The sequence below is a fragment of the Halomonas ventosae genome (assembly GCF_004363555.1).
GTDB classification, from domain to species: domain Bacteria; phylum Pseudomonadota; class Gammaproteobacteria; order Pseudomonadales; family Halomonadaceae; genus Halomonas; species Halomonas ventosae.
Window position 1 is genome coordinate 34,327 of record NZ_SNZJ01000006.1, and the last position, 20,213, is coordinate 54,539.

Genomic DNA, 20,213 nt, shown 5'->3' on the forward strand with positions numbered 1-20,213 from the left:
GCATCCGACTTCCCTCACACAAGGGCATGAAATTTCACATCATTCCGTCCTATACTGGGTGGGCATCGTAGTTTCGTCGGGCTGCAAGGAAGCAGCCACGACGAAGCCTGGAGCCGGAAGCCCAACCCAAGAAGAAGGAACACCGACATGATGAAGAAGATCTGCCGTTACCTCAGCCCGCTGCTGATTGCCGCCCTGGTACTGGGCAGCCTGCCGGTGGCCGCCGCGCCGGCCAGCCCGGGCAGCGGCCTGGTCACCACCCAGGATGCCTTGAACGTCGAACGCACCCAGGGGGACCGGGAGCGGATCCACGAGATCCTCGCCCGTGACGACGTCCAGGAGCAGCTGGTCGCCCAGGGTGTCGATCCCGCCGAAGTGGAAGCCCGCGTGGCCGCCCTCTCTGATGCGGAAGCAGCCCAGATGGCCGATCAGCTCGAACAGCTGCCGGCCGGGGCCAGCGTTGTCGGTGCCCTGTTCGCCGTCTTCGTGATCCTGCTGGTCACCGATATCCTCGGCCTGACCAACGTCTTCCCCTTCACCCGCTGAGCACGATCCCATGATGCACTGCCGTGACCGGCAGCCGCTTGCCAGGAACGCCCGCCCCGCGGGCGTTCTTGCGTTGGTGCTGCTGACGCTCGTGCTGGCCGGTTGTGCCAGCACCCCGCAACTCGCCGAGAGCACCGAGCATGAACTGCCCCGCCGGGCGCTGCTCGAGGACATTCCCTTCCATGGGCAACGCGACTACCAGTGCGGCCCCGCCTCGCTTGCCATGGTACTCAACGCCTCCGGCGTGCCCGCCAAGGTCGACACCTTGATTCCCCAGGTCTTCCTGCCCGGGCGAGAGGGCAGCGTCCAGCCCGAGATGCTGGGCACCGTGCGCCGCCACGGCCGCATCCCCTTCCGCATACGAGGCAGCCTCGATGCCCTGCTCACCGAGATCGACGCAGGCCATCCGGTGGTGGTGATGCAGAACCTCTCCCTGCCGGCCTGGCCGGTCTGGCACTACGCAGTGGCCATCGGCTTCGACCTGGACGAGGAGACGTTGATCCTGCACAGCGGCATGGAGCCGGAACGCGTCGAGTCCTTCAAGCGCTTCGATGCCACCTGGGCACGCAGCGACCGCTGGGCATTCGTCGCCTTGCCCCCGGGCGAGATGCCCGCCACGGGTGATAGCAAGGCCGCCCTGGACGCCATCGCCGACTTCGAGCGAGTCCAGGGGGCGAAGGCCGCCCTGCCCGCCTGGGACGCCTTCGTGGCACGGCACCCGACACATGCCATGGGCCATTTCGCGCTGGGTAATGCCCGTCACGCCAGCGGTGATAGCCAGGGCGCCATCGAGGCCTTCGAGAATGCCGTGAGAGCGGATCCCGAGCTTGCCGTGGCCTGGCTCAACCTGGGCCTGTTGCATCGCGAGCTGGGGGAAGGCGATAAGGCGCATGAGGCCCTGCAGCGAGCAGCCGCAATAGCGGGCTCTTGGCAGGAGCAAGCCCGTCAAGCCCTCGATGACCTGAAGACGGGAGGCGAGTAGCAATGGCTTATGACATCGTGTTCAAGCGCATCTACCAGCCGATTGACGCCGAGGATGGTGCCCGAGTACTGGTCGATCGCCTCTGGCCACGCGGCAAGCGGCGCGAGAGCCTGGCACTGACCGACTGGTACCGCGATGCGTCCCCCTCGCCCGCCCTGCGCCGCCAGTATCATCTGGGTGAGATCAGCGCGGAAGTGTTTTTCACCCGCTACCGAGGAGAACTCCGCGAGGCGCCGGAGAATCTGATTCCGCTGATGCGACACGTCCGACAAGGTCGGCTGACGCTGCTCTCGGCGGCTCGCGACCTGGAGGGGTCGCATCTTCCCGTTCTCAGCGAGGCCATACTGCAAGCGCTGTATCAGGAAGATGCAGCGGATCGTGAGCCGGCCTCCCCACCCTGCTTCGCGCATCAGCGCCCTGGCGAGGAAGCATCTGAAACCTAGAACACCCGATTCATCCCGTTCTGGGCCGCCACTCGGTACGCCTCGGCCATGGTCGGGTAGTTGAAGGTGGTATTGATGAAGTACTTGAGGGTGTTGGCCTCGCCCTGCTGCTGCATGACCGCCTGGCCGATGTGGACGATCTCGGAGGCCTGGTCGCCGAAGCAGTGGATGCCGAGGATCTCGAGGCTGTCCTGGTGGAAGAGGATCTTGAGCATGCCGACGGTGTCGCCGGTAATCTGCGCCCGGGCGGTATCCTTGAAGAAGGCCTGGGCGACCTCGTAGGGCACCTTTGCCTCGGTCAGCTCGCGCTCGGTCTTGCCCACCGAGCTGATCTCGGGAATGGTGTAGATCCCGGTGGGCACGTCGTCGACGAAGCGGAAGTCCTCCTCGAGCAGGTCGTCGCTGGCGTTCTTGCCCTGGTCGTAGGCGGCGCTGGCGAGGCTCGGCCAGCCGATGACGTCGCCCACCGCGTAGACGCTCGGCACCTCGGTCCGGTAGTGGCCGTCGACCTTCAGCTGGCCGCGGCCGTTGGCCTCCAGGCCGATGTTCTCCAGCCCCAGCTGGTCGGTATTGCCGGTGCGACCGTTGGCCCACAGGAAGGCATCGGCCCGCAGCCGCTTGCCAGACTTGAGATGCACGGTCACCCCGGTGTCGTCCCCCTCGACACGCGCATACTCCTCGTTGTGGCGGATCAGCACGCCGTGCTTGCGCAGGTGGTAGGAGAGCGCATCACTGATCTCGTCGTCGAGGAAGGAGAGCAGGCTGCCGCGGTTGTTGATCAGGTCGACCTTGACGCCGAGCCCCGAGAAGATCGAGGCATACTCGCAGCCGATGACGCCTGCGCCGAAGATGACCAGGGTCCGCGGCGTGTGGTTGAGGCTGAGGATGGTATCGGAGCAGTAGATGCGCGGATGGCGGAAGTCGATATCCGCCGGGCGATAGGGGCGCGAGCCGGTGGCGATGATGACCTTGTCGGCCACCAGTTCCTCCATGCCCTCGTGGTCGTCACGCACCAGCAGCGTATGCACGTCCTTGAAGCGCGCCACGCCGCGGAAGAGGTCGATGCGGTTTCGGGCATAGAAGTTGGTGCGCATCGCCACCTGCTGGTCGATGGTGACGCGGGAACGCGCCATCACCCGGGAGAAGGAGAACCAGCGCGGCTCTCCGATGTCGCGGAACATCGGGTTGGTGTTGAACGAGAGGATCTGCTTGACCTGGTGACGCAGCGCCTTCGACGGGATGGTGCCCCAGTGGGTGCAGTTGCCCCCGACCTGTGCCTGCTTCTCGACCACCGCGACCCGCTTGCCATGCTTGGCGGCATTGATGGCCGCGCTCTCCCCCGCCGGCCCGGTGCCGATCACCACCACGTCATAGTTGTGCACTGCCATCGTCTCTCGCTGCTCCTTCTGCTCGTGTTCCTGACGTCTATACGTAAAAAAGGATCAAGAGCCGTCGGCCCTTGATCCTCGTCGTTCGTGTCTCGGCCTTCAGCGGCGGGTGGCGTCGTACCCCAGGTCGGCGCCGCGGCTCTCGTCGCTGCGGCGACGCGCGCTGGCCTGCTGCTTGCGGTTCTCTTCCTCGCAGACCTCGTCCTTGCCGCCGCAGACGTCGCAGCCTTCCTTGAGGCCCAGGCGGTTGAGGCCACCACAGGTTCCGGCGATGGGCTTGCGTCCCATGATCACGCCGACGGCCATGGCGGCCACGATCAGCAGCATGAAGGCGAATGCCATCAGGTAAAGGGTCATTGCAGCACTCCTCGGTATCGGAAAGGGTTGGCCATCCAGTCTGTGAGACAACACGCTAGCGCTCGAGGTCCACAGCGCGGGAGGATCTGGTGCCTGAGATGCCGACAGGAGCTATTACGCGTCACGATCGACATGTCGGGCAGCAGAATCGAAGGGACCGGCCTCTCGGCCGGTCCGGGATTCGCCTCGCGGCGATCGAGATCAGCCGCCGAAGTCGTCCAGCAGGATGTTCTCGGGTTCCACGCCCAGGTCGATCAACAGCTTGATCACGGAGGCATTCATCATGGGCGGCCCGCACATGTAGTACTCGCAATCCTCGGGGGCCGGGTGGTCCTTGAGGTAGTTCTCGTACAGGACGTTATGGATGAAGCCGGTCGGCCCCTCCCAGTTGTCCTCGGGCTGCGGGTCGGAGAGTGCCAGATGCCACTCGAAGTTGGGGAACTCCTCGGCCAGCTGGTCATACTCATCGTTGTAGAAGGTCTCGCGCCAGGAGCGCGCGCCATACCAGAACGAGATCTTGCGGTCGGTCTTGATCCGCTTGAGCTGGTCGAAGATGTGGCTGCGCATCGGCGCCATGCCGGCACCGCCGCCGACGAAGATCATCTCGGCATCGGTGTCCTTGGCGAAGAACTCGCCGAAGGGCCCCATCACGGTGACCTTGTCACCCGGCTTCAATGCGAAGACGTAGGTGGACATCAGTCCCGGCGGATGGTTGGTGTTGGGCGGCGGCGTGGCGATGCGGATGTTGAACTTGAGGATGCCCTTCTCATCCGGATAGTTCGCCATGGAGTAGGCGCGGATGATTTCCTCGTTGTTCTTGTGGGAGATGTCGAACAGCCCGAACTTCTCCCAGTCGCCCCGGTACTCCTCCTCGATGTCGAAGTCCTTGAAGGCGATGTCGTAAGGCGGTGCCACCAGCTGCACGTAGCCGCCGGCGCGGAAGGCCACTTCCTCGCCCTCAGGTAGCTTGAGGTTGAGCTCCTTGATGAAGGTGGCGACGTTGGGGTTCTCGATGACCTCGCATTCCCACTGCTTGACGCCGAAGACCTCCTCCGGGACCTCGATCTTCATGTCCTGCTTCACCGGCACCTGGCAGGAGAGGCGCCAGCCCTCCTTCTTCTCGCGCAGGGTGAAGTGGGACTCCTCCGTGGGCAGGATGGCGCCGCCACCCTCCTCCACGCGGCACTTGCACTGGGCACAGGAGCCGCCACCGCCGCACGCGGAGGAGAGGAAGATGCCGTTGGCGGCCAGGGTATTGAGCAGCTTGCCGCCGGCCTGGGTGGTGAGGGTGTGCTCGGGGTCGCCGTTGACCTCGATGGTCACGTCCCCGGTGCTGACGAGCCTGCTGCGGGCAGCCAGGATCACCAGAACCAGGCCGATGACGACCAGGGTGAACATGACCACACCGAGCAAGATGACTGTTGTATCAACCATGTCGGGTTCCTATTGCTTGACGTTGCCTGGACCCCGGCGACACGTGCGGCCGCCGGGAGAGCACGACCTGCCTCAGAGCTGGATGCCGGAGAAGGACATGAAGCCCAGCGACATCAGCCCCACCGTGATGAAGGTGATGCCCAGCCCCTGGAGGGAGTCGGGGACGTCGCTGTACTTGAGCTTCTCGCGAATGCCGGCCAGCGCGGTGATGGCCAGCGCCCAGCCGGTGCCGGCGCCGAAGCCATAGACCACGGACTCGCCGAAGTTGTAGTTGCGCTCGACCATGAACAGCACGCCACCGAGGATGGCGCAGTTCACGGTGATCAGCGGCAGGAACACGCCCAGCGCGTTGTAGAGCGCGGGCACGTACTTGTCGAGGAACATCTCCATGATCTGCACCAGGGCGGCGATGACGCCGATGTAGGAGAGCAGACCCAGGAAGGAGAGGTCGATGTTCTCGGCCCCGCTGATGCCGGTCCAGGTCAGGGCCCCTTCCTGCAGCAGGAAGGTGTAGACCAGGTTGTTGACCGGCACGGTGACGGTCAGCACCACGATCACGGCGATACCCAGGCCGAAGGCCGAGGAGACCTTCTTGGAGACCGCCAGGAAGGTGCACATGCCCAGGAAGAAGGCCAGGGCCATGTTCTCGACGAAGACCGAGGCGACGAACAGGCTCAGATAGTGTTCCATGTTACACGGCCTCCTTCGGCTGGGTGTTTTCCTTCATCTTGAATTCGTTCTCCTCGACCTGCTCCGGGTTGACAGAGCGCAGGACCCAGATGATCAGGCCGATGATGAAGAACGCCGACGGCGGCAGCAGCAGCAGGCCGTTGGGCACGTACCAGCCACCATCCTGCACCGGCTGCAGCACGGTGAAGCCGAACACGCTGCCGGCACCGAGCAGCTCGCGGAAGAAGCCCACGGTCATCAGGATGAAGCCGTAGCCCAGGCCGTTGCCGATGCCGTCCAGGAAGGACATTCCCGGGGTATTGGTCATGGCGAAGCCTTCGGCACGCCCCATCACGATGCAGTTGGTGATGATCAGCCCGACGAACACCGAGAGCTGCTTGGACATCTCGTAGGCGTAGGCCTTGAGGATCTGGTCAACCACGATCACCAGGGAGGCGATGATGGTCATCTGCACGATGATACGGATGGACGACGGGATATGGTTACGGATCAGCGACACGAACAGGTTCGAGAAGGCCGTCACGAAGATCACCGCCATCGTCATGACCAGCGAGACGCTCATGCTGGTGGTCACCGCCAGCGCCGAACAGATACCCAGTATCTGCAGGGCGATGGGGTTGTTCTTGAAGATCGGCGTCGTCAGGACGCTCTTTGCGTTGGCAGCAGACATGATCAGGCTCCTTCACTTTCGAGTTCGACGTCGGCCGCCTGGGCCTCGGCCGGATCCACCGAGCTGCGGAACTTGGCAAGGTAGTTACCGAAGCCTTCGGGGCTGAGCCAGAACTGCAGCATGTTGGTCACGCCCTTGCTGGTCAGGGTGGCACCGGAGAGGGCATCGACCTCGTTCTCGCCACTGGCACCGCCCTTGACCAGGCTGATGGCCGGGGCGAGCTCACCTTGCTCGTCGAAGATCTCCTTGCCTTCCCACTGGGCCTGCCAGCGCGGGTTGTTGACCTCGGCACCCAGCCCGGGGGTTTCGCTGTGCTCGTAGTAGGTGATGCCGACGATGGTGTTGCCGTCGCCTTCCACGGAGAGGAAGCCACGCATCAGCCCCCACAGGCCCTGGCCACGGATCGGCAGGATGATCTGCTCGGGGTCGTCCGGGTCGCCTACCAGGTAGACGGTGCTGTAGTTCTCCTGACGCGAGAGTCCGGCGATGTCCTTCTCACCCGAGAGGGTGCGGGAGGCAGCCGGATCGCGACGTGCCTGGAAGCCCTCGTAGGTCGAGGGGTCATGCTCCTCGGAGTACTCGCCGGTGCGCAGGTCAACCACCCGTGGCGTGATCTTCGACTCGAAGGTCTCGTTCACGTCCATGCCGGACTCGTAGAGCTGGGCCACGTTGAGGATGTTGGTCTTGCGGTCGAGCTCCTGGTTGAACTCCTGCTTGGAGCGCAACGCCACTGCCGCGGTGGAGACGATGATCGAACACACGATACAAAGTGCGAACGCCACCGTCAGGATCTTCTTGATGGAGTTGTTGCTCTGTGCCATCAGGCAGTCTCCTCGGCCGGCACACCGGTGCGCTGCAAGCGGCGCTTGATGTTGGCCTGTACAAAGAAGTTGTCGATCAGCGGGGCGAACAGGTTAGCGAACAGGATCGCCAGCATGATGCCTTCCGGGAACGCCGGGTTGACCACGCGGATCAGCACCGTCATGACACCGATCAGCGCGCCGAAGATCAGGCGGCCCTGGTTGGTCATGGAGGCAGAGACCGGGTCGGTCGCCATGAACACCATGCCGAAGGCGAAGCCGCCCACCACCAGGTGCCAGTACCAGGGCATGGCGAACATCGGGTTGCTGTCGGAGCCGATCAGGTTGAAGAGCGCACTGGTCGCGACCATGCCCAGGAAGACGCCGAGCACGATCCGCCAGGAGGCGATCTTGGTCCACAGCAGTACGACCGCGCCGATCAGGATCGCCAGGGTCGAGGTCTCGCCCACGGAGCCGGGAACGAAGCCGAGGAAGGCGTCCCACCAGCTGAACTGGCTGGAGAGGGCCGCCATGCCATCCTGGAAGGCGATGGAGAGCGCAGTCGCCCCGGTGTAGCCGTCGGCCGCCACCCAGATCGCGTCACCGGAGATCTGTGCCGGATAGGCGAAGTAGAGGAAGGCACGACCGGTCAGTGCCGGGTTGAGGAAGTTCTTGCCGGTGCCGCCGAAGATCTCCTTGCCGATCACCACGCCGAAGGTGATACCCAGTGCAACCTGCCAGAGCGGGATGGTAGCGGGCAGGATCAGGGCATAGAGCACGGAGGTGACGAAGAAGCCCTCGTTGACCTCGTGGCCGCGCTTGATCGCGAACAGCACTTCCCAGAAACCGCCGACCACGAAGGTCACCAGGTAGATCGGCAGGAAGTAGGTAGCGCCGAGCACGAAGTTGGCCCACAGGCTGCCGGGATCATGGCCGCCGGCCAGCGTCATCATGATCGCCTCGCGCCAGCTGCCCATGGAGTTGAAGCCCTCGGCGATGGCCATGTTGGCCTGCCAGCCGGCGTTCCACATGCCGAAGAACATCGCCGGGAAGGTACACAACCAGACGGTGATCATGATGCGCTTGAGGTCGACGCCGTCACGCACGTGGGCCGTGGTCTTGGCCACATCCGGCGGGGCGTAGAAGATGGTGTCCACCGCCTCGTAGAGGGGATAGAACTTCTCGTACTTGCCCCCCTTGTGGAAGTGGGGTTCGAGATTGTCGAGTGTCTGTCGGATACCCATCATCAGGCCTCTTTCTCGATCAAGGTGAGGTTGTCACGCAGGATGGGACCGTACTCGTACTTGCCGGGGCACACGTAGGTGCACAGCGCCAGGTCCTCTTCATCCAGCTCCAGGCAGCCGAGCTGCATCGCCGTCTCGATGTCGCCGACGATCAGCGAGCGCAGCAGCTGGGTGGGCAGGATATCCAGCGGCATCACCTGCTCGTAGGCGCCAACCGGCACCATGGCCCGCTCGGAGCCGTTGGTCGAGGTGGTCGGCGCATAGTTGTGCAGGCCGGTGATCTTCGACAGATAGATGCCCATCACGGAGTGGCGGTTCTTGCCGGGCGACATCCATCCCATGAACACGCGCTTGTTGCCTTCCTCGAGCAGGCTCACCTGGTTATGGAAACGTCCCAGGTAACGCAGGCTGCCCTCGCAGATGGCACCGGCGAACACCGAACCGGAGATGACGCGCGTGCCTTCCGGGTCGACAACTTCGCCGGCCAGCAGTTCGTCGGTGCTGGCGCCGATGCGGGTCCGCAGCAGGCGCGGGTTCTCGGCACGCGGGCCGCCCACGGCAATCACGCGCTGGACGTCCAGCTTGCCTTCGGCGAAGAGCTTGCCGAAGGCGATGACGTCCTGGTAGCCGATGTGCCAGACACGCTTGTGCAGGGCCACGGGCGAGAGATGGTGGATATGGGTCCCCACCAGGCCGGCGGGATGCGGGCCAGCGAAGGTCTCCTGCTGCACGCCCTCGACGTCGGCACCCGGGATGCGGGCATCCGGCGCCGTGCAGAGGTAGACCTTGCCCTCGGTGAGGTGGGCCAGCACCTTGAGGCCGTCCTCGAAGGCCTCGGCCTGCTCGTTGACGATGTCGGCGGGGTTCGCGGCCAGCGGGTGGGTATCGATGGCGGTAACGAAGATATCGGTCGGCGAGCTGTCGACGGCCGGGGTGCGCGAATAGGGCCGGGTGCGCAGCGCGGTCCACAGCCCTGACTCGACCAGCTGGTCGACGACGGCCTGGCGCTCGAGGCCCTCGAGCTTGTCGCGCCCGTGGGCGGTGAACTCGACCGCCTCCTCGGTCTCGTCGACCTTGATCACCACCGAGAGCAGCTTGCGCTTCTCGCCGCGGTGGATGGCGACGATCTCGCCGGCGGCCGGGGCCGTGAAGCACACCCCGTCGATCTTCTTGTCGGTGAAGAGCAGCTGGCCCAGCTTGACCCTGTCCCCCTCACTGACCTCCATGGTCGGCTTCATGCCGACATAGTCGGTGCCCAGGACAGCCACATGGCGCACCGGTCGCGCTTCCTCGATTCGCGCCTCCGGCGTCCCCGCGATGGGGAGATCCAGGCCTTTCTTGACTTCGATCATAGTCTCGCCCAGTTGATGGATCGGATAGATGAAGAAAGGGGTTCGAATGGATTCGAATTCTTCTGTTTTCAGTACGTTACCAGTCAGGCCCGAGGCTCGCTCGAACCACCCCGAAAAATCCACCGTATTATAAAGAGAAGCGTAAGGGATGACCACCTGCCCTATGGTCGCAAGGGGTGACCTGAGGCAAGGGTAAAATTGTCGCACCGGTGGGCTGCCAAGCTGCCAAGCTGCCAAGCTGCCAAGCTGCCAAGCGAGGTTGTGCCGGCTACATCAGCAAAAGCAAGAACCCCCATCGGAGTCGCTCCGTGAGGGTTCCTGATCTATCTCTATCAGCGACACCCGCCTGTCACGGGTCAGCCTGGCGGCTCGGCGCTTGGCTGCTCGGTGCTACCCGAAGGGCGCTTGGCGCTGCCCGAAGGCGTCAGCCCCTGGCGCGCGGCAGCTTGAGGAAGTGCACGTTGGAGACGTGCTGCAGGATGCGGATCACCTGGCAGCTGTAGCCGAACTCGTTGTCGTACCAGACGTAGACCACGGCGTTCTTGCCGTTGGCGATGGTCGCCTTGGCGTCGACGATGCCGGCGTGGCGGTTTCCCACGAAGTCGGTGGAGACCACCTCGGGCGAGTCGACGAAGTCGATCTGCTTCTGGTAGGGCGAATCCAGCGACATGCGGCGCAGGAAGTCGTTGAGCGCCTCGGCATCGGTCTCCTTCTCCAGGCGCAGGTTGAGGATCGCCATGGAGACGTTGGGCGTCGGCACGCGGATGGCGTTGCCGGTCAGCTTGCCGGCGAATTCCGGCAGGGCCTTGGCCACCGCCTTGGCGGCACCGGTCTCGGTCAGCACCATGTTGAGCGGGGCGCTGCGACCGCGGCGGTCGCCCTTGTGGTAGTTGTCGATCAGGTTCTGGTCGTTGGTGTAGGAGTGCACCGTCTCGACGTGGCCATGCTCGACGCCGAACTCGTCGTTGAGCACCTTGAGCACCGGCACGATGGCATTGGTGGTGCACGAGGCCGCGGAGAGGATGCGATCCTCCTCGCCGATGTCCTGGTGGTTGATGCCGTAGACGATGTTGGCGATGTCGCCCTTGCCCGGGGCGGTGAGGATAGCCTTCGCTACCCCCTTGCACTGGATGTGCTGGCCCAGGCCCGCCTCGTCGCGCCAGATGCCGGTGTTGTCGACCACCACGGCGTTGTCGATGCCGTAGTCGGTATAGTCGATCTCGGCGGGCGAGTCGGCGTAGATCACCCGGATGACATTGCCGTTGGCGGTGATGGTGCGCGCCTCGGCATCCACGCTGATGGTGCCGTTGAAGGGACCGTGCACCGAATCGCGACGCAGCAGGCTGGCCCGCTTCTCGAGGTCCTTGGCGATGTCGCCCCGGCCGCGCACCACGATGGCGCGCAGGCGCAGCAGGTTGCCGCCGCCGGCCTTCTCGACCAGCACGCGCGCCAGGATCCGCCCGATGCGACCGAAGCCGTAGAGCACCACGTCCTTGGGCTGCCCATTGTTGCCGGCAGGGTCGTGGGCGTCGACGATCTCGGCCAGTTCGTCACGCAGGAAGGCCACCGGGTCGCCGCCGCGGGCCTTGTAGGCCACGCCGAGCTTGCCCACGTCGACATGGGCCGGACCCAGGTTGAGCTCGGTCATCGCCTTGACCAGCGGGTAGGTGTCCTGCACGGAGAGCTCGGTCCCCTCGATCTTGCGCACGTAGCGGTGATCCTTGAGGATGCGGATCACGCTGCGGTTGAACAGCGACCGCCCGAACATGGTCACCACCACGTTGTTGCGGCGGTAGAGGCTGCCGATCATCGGGATCATCTGCTCGGCGATCGCCTGGTTGTCGTGCCATTCCTGGAAGACGGTATCGAGGGGTTGCTGACTCACGGGTCACCTCTCCTTGGTAATAACAGTGGGATAGGGATACGAGGCTATTATCCGGGGCGACACCTGCCGGGGCAATCGCAGGATGGTCGCAGCCGCTGTAGGCGTTTTACAGGAATCCCCCGCTGACTACAGGCCGGCCGCGAGGCTGGTATCATGCCCCTTCCTCTGCACGCCGCTCACGACCACGGTTGGGTAACCGATAGCATGCCGAACTTCTCGCCGCTCGACCCGCCTCGCCCCCAGGGGCTGCGCGACATTCTCTACTGGCAGACGCCGCCGGGCAGCGCCACCGCCCTGGCCCTGGCCCACCTGGCCGAGGACGCCCCGCTGCTGGTGATCACCCCCGACACCGCCTCGGCACAGCGCCTGGAGAGTGACCTGGGCTTCTATGGCCACCTGCCGGTGCTGCCCTTCCCCGACTGGGAGACGCTGCCCTACGACAGCTTCTCGCCGCACCAGGACATCGTCTCCGAGCGGCTGCGCACCCTGCGCCGGCTGCAGGACGGCGAGCACGGCATCGTGCTGGCGGCCATGAATACCCTCATGCAGCGCCTGCCGCCGGTCGAGTACATCGCCGGGCGCGTGATGACGCTGGAAACCGGCCAGACCCTTGACCGTGAGGGGTTCCGCGACGCCCTGTCGCGGGCCGGCTACCGGTCCGTGGAGACGGTCTATGAACCCGGCGAGTACGCCCTGCGCGGGGCCCTGATCGACCTCTTTCCCATGGGCGCCGAGGCACCGCTGCGCATCGACCTGTTCGACGACGAGATCGATACCCTGCGCCACTTCGACCCGGATACCCAGCGCAGCCGCGACCGGGTCGCACGGGTGGAGCTGCTGCCTGCCCACGAGTACTCGCTGTCCCGCAGCGCCATTGCCTGCTTCCGCGAGGGTTTCGAGACCCTGTTCGACGTCGACCCGCGCCAGTGCCCCCTCTACGTGGATGCCCTGAAGGGTATTCCCTCCCCCGGCCTGGAACAGTACCTGCCGCTGTTCTTCGAACAGACCGCCACGCTCTTTGAGCACCTGGCCGAGGGCACGCGGGTGGCCATGCTGCCCGGGGTGTTCGAGGCCGCGGAGCACCACTGGGCGGCCATCGAGAGCCGCTTCGAGAACCTCGGGGTCGACCCCACCCGGCCGCTGCTGCCTCCCCACCGCGCCTTCGTGCCCGTCGCCGAGGCGTTCGGTGCCATCAAGCGCCACCCCCGGGTGGCCCTGACCGGCGATACCGAGCACCGGCATGCCGTGGCGCCGGCCACCCGGACGCTACCGACGGTGACGGTGAATGCCCGCGCGAAGCAGCCACTGGCCGCCCTGGAGGGCTTCCTCGCCGACCACCCGACCACGCGGGTGCTGTTCGTCGCCGAGTCGCGGGGCCGCCGCGAGGCCCTGGAGGAGACCCTGGGGCCGCTGAGGCTCGAGCTTCGCCACGTGGAGGACTTTCCCGCCTTCCTGGCCAGCGACGCGCGACTGGCGATCACCGAGGGCGAGATCGATGCCGGCCTGTGGCTGACCGACCCGGACCTGGCGGTGATCAGCGAGACCGAGCTCTTCGGCGAGGTGGTCCGCCAGAGCCGCCGCCGCGAGCGGGCCACCGACGACAACGAGATGGCGATCCGCCACCTCTCGGAGCTGCGCCCCGGCGCGCCGGTGGTCCACCAGGCCCATGGCGTGGGCCGCTACAGGGGACTCGAGACGATCGAGGCCGGTGGCCAGGCCGCCGAGTTCGTGACCCTGGAGTACGCCGATGGGGCGCGGCTCTATGTGCCGGTGGACAGCCTGCACCTGATCTCGCGCTATGCCGGCGCCGACGACGAGCTGGCGCCGCTGCATCGGCTGGGCTCGGACCAGTGGGAGAAGGCCCGGCGGCGCGCCGCCGAGAAGATCCGCGATACCGCCGCCGAGCTGCTCGATATCTACGCCCGCCGCGAGGCCCGGGAGGGTTTTGCCTGCGCCCCGCCGGATGCGGAATACGCCCGCTTCGCCGGCAGCTTCCCGTTCGAGGAGACCCCCGACCAGCGCGCCGCCATCCAGGCCGTGATCGGCGACATGACCGCCCCGCGCCCCATGGACCGGGTCGTCTGCGGCGACGTGGGCTTCGGCAAGACGGAAGTGGCCATGCGCGCGGCCTTCCTGGCCGTGCGCTCCGGCCGCCAGGTGGTGGTGCTGGTGCCCACCACCCTGCTCGCCCGCCAGCATTACGAGAACTTCCGCGACCGCTTCGCCGACACCGCAGTGAACATCGAGCTGATCTCGCGCTTCACCGCGGGCAAGGGACAGGCCGCCTCCCTCAAGCGCATCGAGGAGGGCCAGGCGGATATCGTCATCGGTACCCACAAGCTGCTGTCGAAGAGCACCAGGCTGCCTCACATGGGGCTTCTGATCATCGACGAGGAGCACCGTTTCGGGGTGGGCCAGAAGGAGCGCCTCAAGAGCCTGCGCGCCGAGGTGGACATCCTGACCATGACCGCCACCCCCATCCCGCGCACGCTGAACATGGCGATGAGCGGCATCCGCGACCTGTCGATCATCGCCACCCCGCCGGCCCGGCGCCTGTCGGTGAAGACCTTCGTCCAGCAGCGTGACGAGGCGGTGATCAAGGAGGCGATCCTGCGCGAGATCCTGCGCGGCGGCCAGGTCTATTTCCTGCACAACGAGGTCAAGACCATCGAGACCGCCGCCGAGAAGGTCCGCGAACTGGTGCCCGATGCCCGGGTCGGGGTCGCCCACGGGCAGCTGCCGGAGCGCTCCCTGGAGCGGGTGATGTCCGACTTCTACCACAAGCGCTTCAACGTGCTGGTCTGCTCGACCATCATCGAGACCGGCATCGATGTGCCCAGCGCCAACACCATCGTCATCGAGCGGGCCGACAAGTTCGGCCTGGCCCAGCTCCACCAGCTGCGCGGCCGCGTCGGCCGTAGCCACCACCAGGCCTACGCCTACCTGCTCGCCCCGCCGCCCCGGGTGATGAGCAAGGATGCCGTCAAGCGACTGGAGGCCATCGCCGGCGCCGAGGACCTGGGCGCAGGCTTCACCCTGGCCAGCCACGACATGGAGATCCGCGGGGCGGGCGAGCTGCTCGGCGAGGAGCAGAGCGGGCAGATGGAAGCCGTCGGCTACGGCCTCTACATGCAGATGCTCGACCGCGCGGTGACGGCGATCCGCGAGGGGCGCACGCCCAACATCGAGGCGCCGCTGGACCAGGGGGTCGAGGTCAGCCTCAACCTGCCGGCCCTGATTCCCGACGACTATCTCCACGACGTCCAGCAGCGCCTGGTGATGTACAAGCGCATCGCCAGCGCCGCCGATGAGGCCGAACTCGACGAGCTCAGGGTCGAGATGATCGACCGCTTCGGCCTGCTGCCGGAGCCGGTCAAGACCCTGTTGCGCCAGACCCGGTTGCGCCAGCGCGCCGAACGCCTGGGTATCACCCGCCTGGAGGCCGGCCCCGAGAAGGGCCGAGTGATCTTCGCCGCCCAGACCCCCGTGGACCCGCTGGTGCTCGTGGAGCTGATCCAGCGGGCGCCGGACCGCTATCGCCTGGATGGCGCCGACACGCTGCGCTTCGAGGGGGCGATGGAGCAGGCGGAGGAGCGCTTCCGGACGGTGGAGCAACTCCTCGACACGCTCAACCGCAAGGCCGAGGCGGCCTAATGGCCGGAGAGATTGCAGGGCCTGAGCAACTGGCACAAAGCCTCCCGTCCGGGCGATACTAGTGGATCAGGACGCCCAGGATGGGCCCATCGCAGCCCCCGACCCACGGCAACCACGAGAACATGACGTCGATGAAGCACTCTTTCCCGCTCGGGCATGCCGCCCGATTCGCCACGGCGCTGGGTATCTGCGTCACGATGGCCGCACCGCTCCAGGCCAGCACCGAGGAGTGGCCACGTGGCTACTACCCGCTACCCGAGGAGGGCGACCTGGTCGGTGAGGTCTATACCGTCGTCGCCGAGAGCGGCGACACCCTGATCGATATCGGCCACGAGCACGGCATCGGCTACGAGGAAATGGTGCGCGCCAATCCGGAGGTCAGTATCTGGGCGCCCTTCGAGGGCACCGAGATCGTGATTCCCGGCCGCTTCATCCTCCCCGAGGGCCCCCGTGAGGGAGTGGTGGTCAACGTGGCGGAGATGCGCCTCTACTTCTATCCGCCGGCCGACGAGGGCGAGACTCCCCGCGTCGAGACCTACCCCATCGCCGTCGGGCGCATGGACTGGAAGACCCCCCTGGGGACCACCCGCATCACCGAGAAGGTCAAGGACCCGGCCTGGTACCCACCGGCATCGATCCGCCGCGAGCATGCCGAGGCCGGCGACCCGCTCCCGAGCGTAGTGCCACCCGGCCCCGACAACCCGATGGGCTCGCGCAAGATGCGCCTGGGCATCCCCGGCTACCTGATCCATGGCACCAATCGCCCCGAGGGCGTGGGGATGCGCGTGACCCACGGCTGCATCCGCATGCTGCCCGAGGACATCGAGGCCCTCTTCCCGCGCCTGCCCATCGGCACCCAGGTCAAGCTGATCAACGAGACGCTCAAGCTCGGCTGGGCGGACGGCACCCTGCATGTCCAGGCCTACCCTTACCTGGACGAGGAGGATGGCACCACCATCCAGCGCATCACCGAGGCCCTCGACCAGGTGGATACGGCGACCGACGGGCTCGACTACGCGGTGGACTACGCCCGCCTTCGCGAAGTCGTGGAGGTGCCACAAGGCATGCCTGTGGCCCTGGAGGTGACGGCCCCGGAGCCCGCGCCTGAAACGCTCTGGGACCGCCTGGAGCTGATCGCCGCCGATACCGAATCCCGCGAGAGCCAACCCGAGGAAGGCTGAGCCTCGGCTGGCCGGGTCGTGCAGCAAGCATCCACCCTAACGACAAGGGCCTCGCCGGTAACGGCGAGGCCCTTGTCTTGAACGTCCTGTTACCGCCCTGGCGGGCGGTGAAGAACGATCACTTGCGCATGGAACGCTCGAACATGCGGTTCATCTCTTCGCGGTTCTGCTCGGACATCTGCAGAGCCGCCTGAGCGTCACGCTGTGCCTGGTTGGCAGTGTTCTGCGCCTGGGTGGCGATGCTGCGTGCTTCGGCAGCGTCGGCCTGGGCAGACTCGGCGGTCATGCGGACTTCTTCCAGGGCGCTGTTGGATGCACAACCGGCCAGAACGGCCAGAGAGGCGGCAGCGGCGGTCAGCTTCAGGGTAGTCTTCAGAGTCATGGTGTTCTCCTTGAGTCTTCCTTGGGTACTGCGTTGGTGTTGCCTGAATATCAGGCTTCCTGCGGAAGCAGGCCTACGTGCAGCGACTTCTGCTGCGAAGCACAGGAGTCAAACGCTGTTTTATAATAACAAACGGCGCTTGTCCATAGCTTAGAACGTCCCTAGCGCATGTAAAGCCTAGCGGATGACGACGCGTGTGCCAATGTCGATCAACGACGACAGGCGCTCGACCTGGGGGTCGGTCACCGCCACACAGCCATCCGTCCAGTGGAACCGCTGGTGGATGTCGGGATCCCCCTCACCGACGCCATGGATGCCGATGAAGCCACCGAGCACCGTATCCTGCGGCGGGTAGCCGTGTCGACGGTAATAGGAAAAATAGTCGTCATAGTCCTGCTGGCTGTAGACCCCGGCCTCCAGCGCCATGCGGGCATGGGTCGGCGTGGGGTAATCGAGCCCGATGAAGATGTGGAACTTGCTGCGGCGGTTGAAGCGATTGACCCGGAACTCGCCGAGCGGCGTGGCCCGGTCGCCCCGCTTGCGCTGCGGCCTGGCCCCCCCACGGCCCAGCGAGATCGGCTCGAAGCGCTCGACAAGCCGGTTGCCCCGGTAGACGCTCAGCGCCACCTCCTGGTCCTCGACCAGTACCCACAGCTCGCTGTCGTGGCGGGGAACGATGGCCCGGGACAGCAGGCTGTCCATCAGGTTGGCAGACGCATTCGGCGCCAGCAGCAGCAGGGGGGAGCTCAGCGCCAGCAGGCCGAAGCGGCGACGGGAGAGGTGCTTCATCGGTGACGTCTCTGGGGCATGCGGGAAATGAAAGGCATCGGACTGACCGCCGTTATACCGGATTGACGACCGACTGTCAGGAGGAACGGCAAGAACGCGGTGCAGGGGCGTCTCTGGTTCATCAGGCGGGCAGGATGGCGCCCATCCGGAAGACCTCGCGCAGACTGGTGATGCCGGCCTCGGCCTTGGCCAGGCCATCGGCAAACATCAGGGTCTCGCCCCGCTCCAGCAGGGCGCGTCGCAGAACAGCGTCATCGGCATGGCGCAGCAACAGGCCGTGATCCTCCGGGGTGGGCTGCCAGATCTCGAATACCCCGGTACGCTCGCGGTAGCCCAGGCCATCGCAGTGTTCACACCCCACCGGGATCCACGCCTGCTCGGGCACCTCGAGCCCCACCGCCTCGAGCCACTGGGCGTCCTGGGGCGGTGTCGGCCGCTGCTCACGGCAGTGCTCGCAGAGCCGGCGCACCAGGCGCTGGGCGATCACCAGGCCGAGGCTGGCGCTGATCTCGGCATCCCCCAGCCCCAGCTGTCGCAACGTGGAGACAGCCCCGACGGCATCGCGACTGTGCAATGTGCCCATCAGCGACCGCCCGCTGCCGGCCACGCTGACCGCCGCCGCGGCGGAGCCGGGATCCCGGATCTCGCCGATCAGCACGTAGTCCGGGTCCAGGCGCAGCATGGAGCGGGTACCGGTGGCGAAGTCCAGCCCGTTCTCGGCGTCCACCTGGATCTGGTTGATGCCGGGAATGGCATACTCCACCGGGTCCTCCAGCGTCACCACGTGACTCTCGGTGAGGCGCAGCTGGTTCAGCAGGGTATAGAGGGTGGTGGTCTTGCCGGCACCGGTGGGCCCCGCCACCAGCAGCATGCCGCCGGTGGCGTCCATCCAGCGACGAATGCCTCGAGCCCCCTGCTCGCCGATCCCCAGCGAGAGGGTGTCATGGAAGGTCCGGGGGGGCGCGAGAAAGCGGATGGCCAGCTTCTCCCCGGCCACACAGTTCACGGCAGTGACACGCAGGAAGGTCTCCTCACCCCCCTCCTCGGCGGGCGGCCAGCTGAAGCTTCCTTCGCTGGCGACCCGTGAGGGCATGGGATCGAGCCTGGCGAGCACCTTGAACTGGTTGGCCAGCTGGAGGCCATCGCCGACATCGAGGTCCAGCACATCAATGACCCGACCGTCGATGCGAAGACGGACGCGCCATCGTTCTCGGGAAGGATCGAGGTGGATGTCGCTGGCCCGCGCGTGAATGGCATCCTCGAGCAGCTCATGGGCCATCAGGGTGTCATCGTCAGGCCCGGGCGGGTCGGCCAGCAGGGCCTCGAGCCGCGGAAGGAGTCGACGCCCTGCCGGCTGGCGTTCCTCGGCCATCAGTCGTGACGCTCGACGATGAACTGGGACATCAGCTTGTCGGTACGGCCGCGCAGGTGCATCTCGGTGGTGTCGAAGGGAAAGCGATCGATGTAGTCACGGTTTACGGGCGGCTTGTGGACATGCACCAGCGCCGCCTCGAGCCGCTCGCGGTAGACATAGGTCGCGGCCGCTACGCTATAGCAGAGCACCTCCCCGGCTTCGAGCCGGCTGGCCCACTCCTCGCGAAGCTCGTGGTGACGAATGCGTTGGCGCACATCGCCGGACTCGCCGATATAGAGCAGCCGCTCGATGCCGGGCTCGCCATCGTCTGCGGCCGTGCCGGCATAGACACAGAAGATCCCCGATATGTCAGGAATCTCGCCAAGCTGCTCGTCCGTCCAGTAGCCCAGCAGCTTGAGTGACAGGATCTGATCCGACATCGCCTTCTCCTCAGTAGTCCTCGAGTCGTTGCATGTCGCGGGCCAGGCGACGCACCTCGGCCTCGTGTCCGCTGGAGAGCGAAGCGAAGAACTCGCGCTCGGCCTCCGCGGTTGCCCGCTCGACACGATGAGCATACAGGTCCTGCAGCGTCCTGTGCATGGTCAGCGCGGTAGAGAGCACATCCTGTACGCTGTCGCACGATACACACTCGGTGAGGCGGTCGAGGGTGGGTGCATGGGGAAAGTCGGCAGGGTCGTCGAACCAGGTCTCGAGCACCTTGCGATGGTCGCTACCTTCCTCGAGGTAATTGGCCAGCTCGGTCTGCATCTTGCGCTCGTGCTCGGCCAGGTACTCCAGGGCCATGCGAACCCGATCGCTCACGTCACCGGCAGCCAGCTGGTCGTACTGTTCCGCCAGCCCCCGGTGGTAGTCGGCCGCCCAGGCGACCAGTTCCTTGACCTGATGAAAGCGCATTGCGGCTCCTCCCACTGATGCCCTGACACGGGCGGATAGTCCATGACTTCATCCTAGCCAAGCCGTGTCCATCACGCTTGATGCATATCAACTCAAGGAGATACTGAGGTGCCGAGGGGAGCCCTGAAGACGCAATGGAGGGCATCG

The 20,213-nt window shown here is 65.6% G+C and carries 19 protein-coding genes; 5 read left to right on the plus strand and 14 right to left on the minus strand.

Translation table 11 applies throughout. From position 1 onward, the window contains the following. The first annotated feature begins 150 nt into the window (after positions 1-150). From DFP85_RS06500 to DFP85_RS06510, 3 genes are read left to right on the plus strand one after another with little or no spacing between them, the layout of a single operon-like run. Positions 151-546 carry a PA2779 family protein gene (locus DFP85_RS06500; RefSeq protein WP_133635651.1) on the plus strand — a complete coding sequence of 132 codons (396 nt, stop codon included), beginning with the start codon at positions 151-153 and terminating at the stop codon, positions 544-546. Between the two features lie 10 nt (positions 547-556). After that, complete coding sequence (locus tag DFP85_RS06505; RefSeq protein ID WP_243737224.1) at positions 557-1,528, plus strand: PA2778 family cysteine peptidase; 972 nt, start codon at positions 557-559, stop codon at positions 1,526-1,528. 2 nt (positions 1,529-1,530) lie between these two features. Further along, positions 1,531-1,971: a DUF488 domain-containing protein gene (locus tag DFP85_RS06510; protein ID WP_133635497.1), complete on the plus strand. Its 441-nt coding sequence runs from the start codon at positions 1,531-1,533 to the stop codon at positions 1,969-1,971. Here DFP85_RS06510 and sthA read toward each other — a convergent pair. The 9 genes from sthA to DFP85_RS06555 all read right to left on the minus strand — a co-directional run bounded on the left by sthA (position 1,968) and on the right by DFP85_RS06555 (position 11,791). Further along, on the minus strand, positions 1,968-3,359 hold the full coding sequence (sthA, locus tag DFP85_RS06515; protein ID WP_133635498.1) for a Si-specific NAD(P)(+) transhydrogenase: 1,392 nt from the start codon (positions 3,357-3,359) through the stop codon (positions 1,968-1,970). The genes DFP85_RS06510 and sthA overlap by 4 nt on opposite strands. 99 nt (positions 3,360-3,458) lie before the next feature. Continuing rightward, positions 3,459-3,716, minus strand: a complete 258-nt coding sequence (gene nqrM, locus DFP85_RS06520) for a (Na+)-NQR maturation NqrM (protein ID WP_133635499.1) — start codon at positions 3,714-3,716, stop codon at positions 3,459-3,461. Between the two features lie 201 nt (positions 3,717-3,917). Then, complete coding sequence (gene nqrF, locus DFP85_RS06525; protein ID WP_133635500.1) at positions 3,918-5,150, minus strand: NADH:ubiquinone reductase (Na(+)-transporting) subunit F; 1,233 nt, start codon at positions 5,148-5,150, stop codon at positions 3,918-3,920. 72 nt (positions 5,151-5,222) lie between these two features. Beyond that, on the minus strand, positions 5,223-5,840 hold the full coding sequence (gene nqrE, locus DFP85_RS06530) for an NADH:ubiquinone reductase (Na(+)-transporting) subunit E (RefSeq protein WP_133635501.1): 618 nt from the start codon (positions 5,838-5,840) through the stop codon (positions 5,223-5,225). Between the two features lies 1 nt (position 5,841). Continuing rightward, a complete protein-coding gene (locus DFP85_RS06535; protein WP_133635502.1) occupies positions 5,842-6,510 on the minus strand; it encodes an NADH:ubiquinone reductase (Na(+)-transporting) subunit D in 669 nt (222 codons plus the stop codon). 2 nt (positions 6,511-6,512) lie between these two features. Continuing rightward, a complete protein-coding gene (locus tag DFP85_RS06540; protein WP_133635503.1) occupies positions 6,513-7,331 on the minus strand; it encodes a Na(+)-translocating NADH-quinone reductase subunit C in 819 nt (272 codons plus the stop codon). Next, entirely contained in the window at positions 7,331-8,557 is a 1,227-nt protein-coding gene (locus DFP85_RS06545; protein ID WP_133635504.1) for an NADH:ubiquinone reductase (Na(+)-transporting) subunit B, read from the minus strand. Before DFP85_RS06545 ends, DFP85_RS06540 begins: the two co-directional genes overlap by 1 nt. Then, positions 8,557-9,906 (minus strand): Na(+)-translocating NADH-quinone reductase subunit A, encoded by a 1,350-nt coding sequence (locus DFP85_RS06550; RefSeq protein ID WP_133635505.1) that lies wholly within the window; start codon positions 9,904-9,906, stop codon positions 8,557-8,559. Before DFP85_RS06550 ends, DFP85_RS06545 begins: the two co-directional genes overlap by 1 nt. A gap of 424 nt (positions 9,907-10,330) precedes the next feature. Further along, on the minus strand, positions 10,331-11,791 hold the full coding sequence (locus DFP85_RS06555) for a glyceraldehyde-3-phosphate dehydrogenase (protein WP_133635506.1): 1,461 nt from the start codon (positions 11,789-11,791) through the stop codon (positions 10,331-10,333). A gap of 204 nt (positions 11,792-11,995) precedes the next feature. Between DFP85_RS06555 and mfd the strand changes: the two genes are divergently transcribed. Then, complete coding sequence (mfd, locus tag DFP85_RS06560) at positions 11,996-15,445, plus strand: transcription-repair coupling factor (RefSeq protein WP_133635507.1); 3,450 nt, start codon at positions 11,996-11,998, stop codon at positions 15,443-15,445. A gap of 131 nt (positions 15,446-15,576) precedes the next feature. After that, entirely contained in the window at positions 15,577-16,626 is a 1,050-nt protein-coding gene (locus DFP85_RS06565; protein WP_243737225.1) for a L,D-transpeptidase family protein, read from the plus strand. Positions 16,627-16,744: 118 nt separating this feature from the next. On the opposite strand, the gene DFP85_RS06570 is transcribed toward DFP85_RS06565, so the two are convergent. From DFP85_RS06570 to DFP85_RS06590, 5 genes are all read right to left on the minus strand, one after another. After that, positions 16,745-17,008 carry an Lpp/OprI family alanine-zipper lipoprotein gene (locus DFP85_RS06570; RefSeq protein ID WP_106230326.1) on the minus strand — a complete coding sequence of 88 codons (264 nt, stop codon included), beginning with the start codon at positions 17,006-17,008 and terminating at the stop codon, positions 16,745-16,747. A gap of 177 nt (positions 17,009-17,185) precedes the next feature. Beyond that, complete coding sequence (locus tag DFP85_RS06575; RefSeq protein ID WP_133635508.1) at positions 17,186-17,797, minus strand: L,D-transpeptidase family protein; 612 nt, start codon at positions 17,795-17,797, stop codon at positions 17,186-17,188. Between the two features lie 121 nt (positions 17,798-17,918). Beyond that, the gene (locus DFP85_RS06580; RefSeq protein ID WP_133635509.1) at positions 17,919-19,169 is read right to left on the minus strand and encodes a GspE/PulE family protein; all 1,251 of its coding nucleotides are present in this window, start codon (positions 19,167-19,169) and stop codon (positions 17,919-17,921) included. Beyond that, on the minus strand, positions 19,169-19,591 hold the full coding sequence (locus DFP85_RS06585) for a GIY-YIG nuclease family protein (protein ID WP_133635510.1): 423 nt from the start codon (positions 19,589-19,591) through the stop codon (positions 19,169-19,171). The genes DFP85_RS06580 and DFP85_RS06585 overlap by 1 nt, the downstream gene beginning before the upstream one ends. 10 nt (positions 19,592-19,601) lie before the next feature. Next, positions 19,602-20,066, minus strand: coding sequence for a 2-hydroxyacyl-CoA dehydratase (locus DFP85_RS06590; RefSeq protein ID WP_133635511.1), 465 nt, complete (start codon positions 20,064-20,066; stop codon positions 19,602-19,604). Positions 20,067-20,213 lie beyond the last annotated feature (147 nt).

What these genes read in the sequence shown, in the direction of transcription:
- DFP85_RS06500 (WP_133635651.1), top strand. Translation starts at nt 151, where the DNA reads ATGAAGAAGATCTGCCGTTACCTCAGCCCGCTGCTGATTGCCGCCCTG.
- DFP85_RS06505 (WP_243737224.1), top strand. Translation starts at nt 557, where the DNA reads ATGATGCACTGCCGTGACCGGCAGCCGCTTGCCAGGAACGCCCGCCCC.
- DFP85_RS06510 (WP_133635497.1), top strand. Translation starts at nt 1,531, where the DNA reads ATGGCTTATGACATCGTGTTCAAGCGCATCTACCAGCCGATTGACGCC.
- sthA (WP_133635498.1), bottom strand. Translation starts at nt 3,359, where the DNA reads ATGGCAGTGCACAACTATGACGTGGTGGTGATCGGCACCGGGCCGGCG.
- nqrM (WP_133635499.1), bottom strand. Translation starts at nt 3,716, where the DNA reads ATGACCCTTTACCTGATGGCATTCGCCTTCATGCTGCTGATCGTGGCC.
- nqrF (WP_133635500.1), bottom strand. Translation starts at nt 5,150, where the DNA reads ATGGTTGATACAACAGTCATCTTGCTCGGTGTGGTCATGTTCACCCTG.
- nqrE (WP_133635501.1), bottom strand. Translation starts at nt 5,840, where the DNA reads ATGGAACACTATCTGAGCCTGTTCGTCGCCTCGGTCTTCGTCGAGAAC.
- DFP85_RS06535 (WP_133635502.1), bottom strand. Translation starts at nt 6,510, where the DNA reads ATGTCTGCTGCCAACGCAAAGAGCGTCCTGACGACGCCGATCTTCAAG.
- DFP85_RS06540 (WP_133635503.1), bottom strand. Translation starts at nt 7,331, where the DNA reads ATGGCACAGAGCAACAACTCCATCAAGAAGATCCTGACGGTGGCGTTC.
- DFP85_RS06545 (WP_133635504.1), bottom strand. Translation starts at nt 8,557, where the DNA reads ATGATGGGTATCCGACAGACACTCGACAATCTCGAACCCCACTTCCAC.
- DFP85_RS06550 (WP_133635505.1), bottom strand. Translation starts at nt 9,906, where the DNA reads ATGATCGAAGTCAAGAAAGGCCTGGATCTCCCCATCGCGGGGACGCCG.
- mfd (WP_133635507.1), top strand. Translation starts at nt 11,996, where the DNA reads ATGCCGAACTTCTCGCCGCTCGACCCGCCTCGCCCCCAGGGGCTGCGC.
- DFP85_RS06565 (WP_243737225.1), top strand. Translation starts at nt 15,577, where the DNA reads ATGAAGCACTCTTTCCCGCTCGGGCATGCCGCCCGATTCGCCACGGCG.
- DFP85_RS06570 (WP_106230326.1), bottom strand. Translation starts at nt 17,008, where the DNA reads ATGACTCTGAAGACTACCCTGAAGCTGACCGCCGCTGCCGCCTCTCTG.
- DFP85_RS06575 (WP_133635508.1), bottom strand. Translation starts at nt 17,797, where the DNA reads ATGAAGCACCTCTCCCGTCGCCGCTTCGGCCTGCTGGCGCTGAGCTCC.
- DFP85_RS06580 (WP_133635509.1), bottom strand. Translation starts at nt 19,169, where the DNA reads ATGGCCGAGGAACGCCAGCCGGCAGGGCGTCGACTCCTTCCGCGGCTC.
- DFP85_RS06585 (WP_133635510.1), bottom strand. Translation starts at nt 19,591, where the DNA reads ATGTCGGATCAGATCCTGTCACTCAAGCTGCTGGGCTACTGGACGGAC.
- DFP85_RS06590 (WP_133635511.1), bottom strand. Translation starts at nt 20,066, where the DNA reads ATGCGCTTTCATCAGGTCAAGGAACTGGTCGCCTGGGCGGCCGACTAC.